The organism is Bradyrhizobium sp. (assembly GCF_019244115.1).
Classification (GTDB): domain Bacteria; phylum Pseudomonadota; class Alphaproteobacteria; order Rhizobiales; family Xanthobacteraceae; genus Bradyrhizobium.
This window is the reverse complement of the sequence record NZ_JAFATE010000496.1, coordinates 1-2,851: the sequence shown is the minus strand read 5'-3', so window position 1 is coordinate 2,851 and position 2,851 is coordinate 1. Positions and strand designations below refer to the sequence as shown.

Sequence of the window (2,851 nt, the reverse complement as noted above, 5' to 3'; positions counted from 1 at the left end):
GACCTAAGAGTGTGAGTCACGTGACTATTCATAGGAATAGTCACATGAGCAAGTCTGCGATCGAAGTCATCACCTCGGTGGAGCGTCGCCGGCGCTGGAGCACGGCGGATAAGGAGCGGCTGGTAGCCGCTTCGTTGGAGCGCGGCGCCACCGTTTCGGCGGTGGCTCGTGAGGCTGGGGTCCATCCGGGGCAGCTATATGGATGGCGACGGCAGTTGCTGCGAGGATCGCAGCCTACCGCGGCGTTCGCGGCGGTGCGGATTGCAGCCGCGCCTAGTCCGGTTGTGTCATCCGCTGTGGGGCTGATCGAAGTAGAGTTCGCGAACGGGTCGCGAATGCGGATCAGCGGAGCGGTTGACCCGGCGACGTTGGGGGCGACAGTTGCCGTGCTGGCGAGCAGCGGACGGCGACGATGATCCCGGTACCGAGCGGGGTGCAGGTGTGGCTGGCGAGCGGCCACACCGACATGCGTAAGGGCTTCGATGGCCTGGCGCTGTTGGTCCAGGAGACGCTCAAGCGCAATCCGCACAACGGTCATCTGTTCGTCTTTCGTGGCCGGCGCGGCTCATTGATCAAAGTGTTGTGGCACGACGGGCAAGGCATGTGCCTGTTCGCGAAGCGGCTGGAGCGCGGTCGCTTCGTGTGGCCGTCGACGACGCCGCGTGACGGCGAGCAGCGAACGGTAACAATCACGCCTGCGCAACTCGGATATTTGTTGGAAGGAATCGATTGGCGGCTTCCGCAGCACACGTGGCGTCCACAGGCCGCCGGCTGATCGCGATGTTTTGAATCATCGCACGTTCGCAGTTGTACACAGACGCAAGAAGTTGTGTTTCCCTCATAGGCATGCACAGCGATGATTCGCTTCCCAATGACATCGAGATACTCAAGCAGCTCGTTCGCATTCGAGACGCCGAGCTGTCGCAGGCGCGCGCCGAGGCGTCCAATGCGCGTGCCGAAGCGTCGAGCGCGGAGGCCCTGATCGCGCATCTGCGGCTGACGATCGAGAAGCTCAAACGCGATCTGTTTGGACCGCGCAACGAGCGAAAGGCTCGCCTACTTGATCAGATGGAGCTTGCGCTCGAGGAGCTGGAAGCGGCGGCAACCGAGGATGAGGTAGCGGCTGAACAGGCCGCAGCGGCAACCACGCAGGTACGCGCCTTCACACGCAGGAAGCCTGCTCGTCAGCCGTTCCCCGCGCATCTGCCGCGCGAGCGGATCATCGTTCCCGGCCCGACCGCCTGCGCCTGCTGCGGCTCGAACAGACTTGCCAAGCTGGGCGAGGATATCACCGAGACGCTGGAAGTGATCCCGCGGCAGTGGAAGGTGGTGCAGCACGTGCGCGAGAAGTTCACCTGCCGCGATTGCGAAAAGATCAGCCAGCCACCGGCGCCGTTCCACGTACTGCCGCGCGGATTTGCGGGCCCGAGCCTGCTCGCCATGATTCTGTTCGAGAAATACGGCCAGCACCAGCCGCTCAACCGCCAGTCGGAGCGTTATGCGCGTGAAAGGATCGATCTCAGCGTCTCGACCTTGGCCGACCAAGTCGGCGGTTGCGCAATGCTGCTGCGCCCGCTCTACGAGCTCGTCCGCGCACACGTGTTCGCCGGCGAGCGCGTCCATGGTGATGAGACTCCGGTGCCGGTGTTGGCCAAACACCAGTGCCGCAAAGGCCGGTTATGGACCTATGTGCGCGACGACAAACCGTTCGCGGGTCCGGCTCCACCGGCTGCGGTGTTCTTCTATTCGCGCGACCGCACGGCTGAGAATCCTGAGCGCCATCTCGCCGGCTATGCCGGGATCCTGCAGGCCGATGCTTATGCCGGGTTCAATCGGCTCTATGATGCGGACCGCAAAGGAGGGCCGATCACGGAGGCGAGTTGCTGGGCGCACGGCCGGCGTAAGTTCTTTGAACTTGCCGATGTCGCTGCCAAGGCGCGCGGACAGTTGTCGGTGTTGGCGCCGCTCGCGGTCGAGGCGGTCAAGCGCATCGATGCGATCTTCGACATCGAGCGCGAGATCAACGGCCGCTCCGCTGACGATCGCCTTGCCGTGCGGCGTGAGCGCGTCGCACCGCTGGTCGCCGATCTTGAAGCCTGGATGCGAGCGCAGCGTGGCAGGCTCTCACGCCACAGCGAGGTGGGCAAGGCAATGGACTACATGCTCAAGCGCTGGGAAACCTTCTCCCGCTTCCTTGCCGATGGCCGCATCTGCCTCACCAACAATGCCGCCGAGCGGGCACTGCGCGGCATTGCGCTCGGCCGCAAATCCTGGCTGTTCGCCGGCTCCGACCGCGGCGGTGAACGCGCCGCGGTGATGTACACCTTGATCCAGACCGCACGGCTCAACGGCCTCGACCCGCAAGCCTGGCTCGCGGACGTGCTCGGCCGCATCAGCGATCACAACATTCGCAAGCTCGACGAACTGCTGCCCTGGAACTGGAAAATGACGGCTGTCAAGCTGGCGGCCTAACATCTACTTCGCCCTTCCGCGCCCACGACTACGGCGCGGTCTTCACCGGATGGATACGAAATACCGTGTCGGCGAGAGCCCACATCGCCAGCGTTGCCGCGAGGCCGATCATCGCCGCTGCGGCCGGAAATCCCAGGGCCTCGACAGCTGCGACCCGATGACGCCGCCGACGCTCCCGCCGTTATAGGCCATGGCAAGTGCTGCCGGGCCGAAAACTACAAACAGATAGGCGTAGATGGTCACTGCTATCAGATTTTGGGAGGCAGAATCCGCTCAAGTGGCGTCCGCTCATTGAGGCGAAGCGGACGGCAACGTTGCGTTGCGGTAATGCTAACAATTTGACCCGAAGCAGCCATAGCACTTCCGTATAGTCGAGAGC

At 63.6% G+C, this 2,851-nt stretch carries 3 protein-coding genes; all 3 read left to right on the top strand.

Features of this window, described 5'->3' with window-relative positions:
* Positions 1–44 precede the first annotated feature (44 nt).
* The 3 genes from tnpA (at position 45) to tnpC (ending at position 2,472) form a co-directional block, all read left to right on the top strand.
* Complete coding sequence (tnpA, locus tag JOZ76_RS21700; protein ID WP_291701702.1) at positions 45–416, top strand: IS66-like element accessory protein TnpA; 372 nt, start codon at positions 45–47, stop codon at positions 414–416.
* A gap of 17 nt (positions 417–433) precedes the next feature.
* Complete coding sequence (gene tnpB, locus JOZ76_RS21695) at positions 434–775, top strand: IS66 family insertion sequence element accessory protein TnpB (RefSeq protein ID WP_441300069.1); 342 nt, start codon at positions 434–436, stop codon at positions 773–775.
* Positions 776–846: 71 nt separating this feature from the next.
* On the top strand, positions 847–2,472 hold the full coding sequence (gene tnpC / locus JOZ76_RS21690) for an IS66 family transposase (RefSeq protein ID WP_291701697.1): 1,626 nt from the start codon (positions 847–849) through the stop codon (positions 2,470–2,472).
* The last annotated feature ends 379 nt before the right edge of the window (positions 2,473–2,851 follow it).

Coding starts and splice junctions, on each gene's coding strand:
- tnpA (WP_291701702.1), top strand. CDS start 45: ATGAGCAAGTCTGCGATCGAAGTCATCACCTCGGTGGAGCGTCGCCGG.
- tnpC (WP_291701697.1), top strand. CDS start 847: ATGCACAGCGATGATTCGCTTCCCAATGACATCGAGATACTCAAGCAG.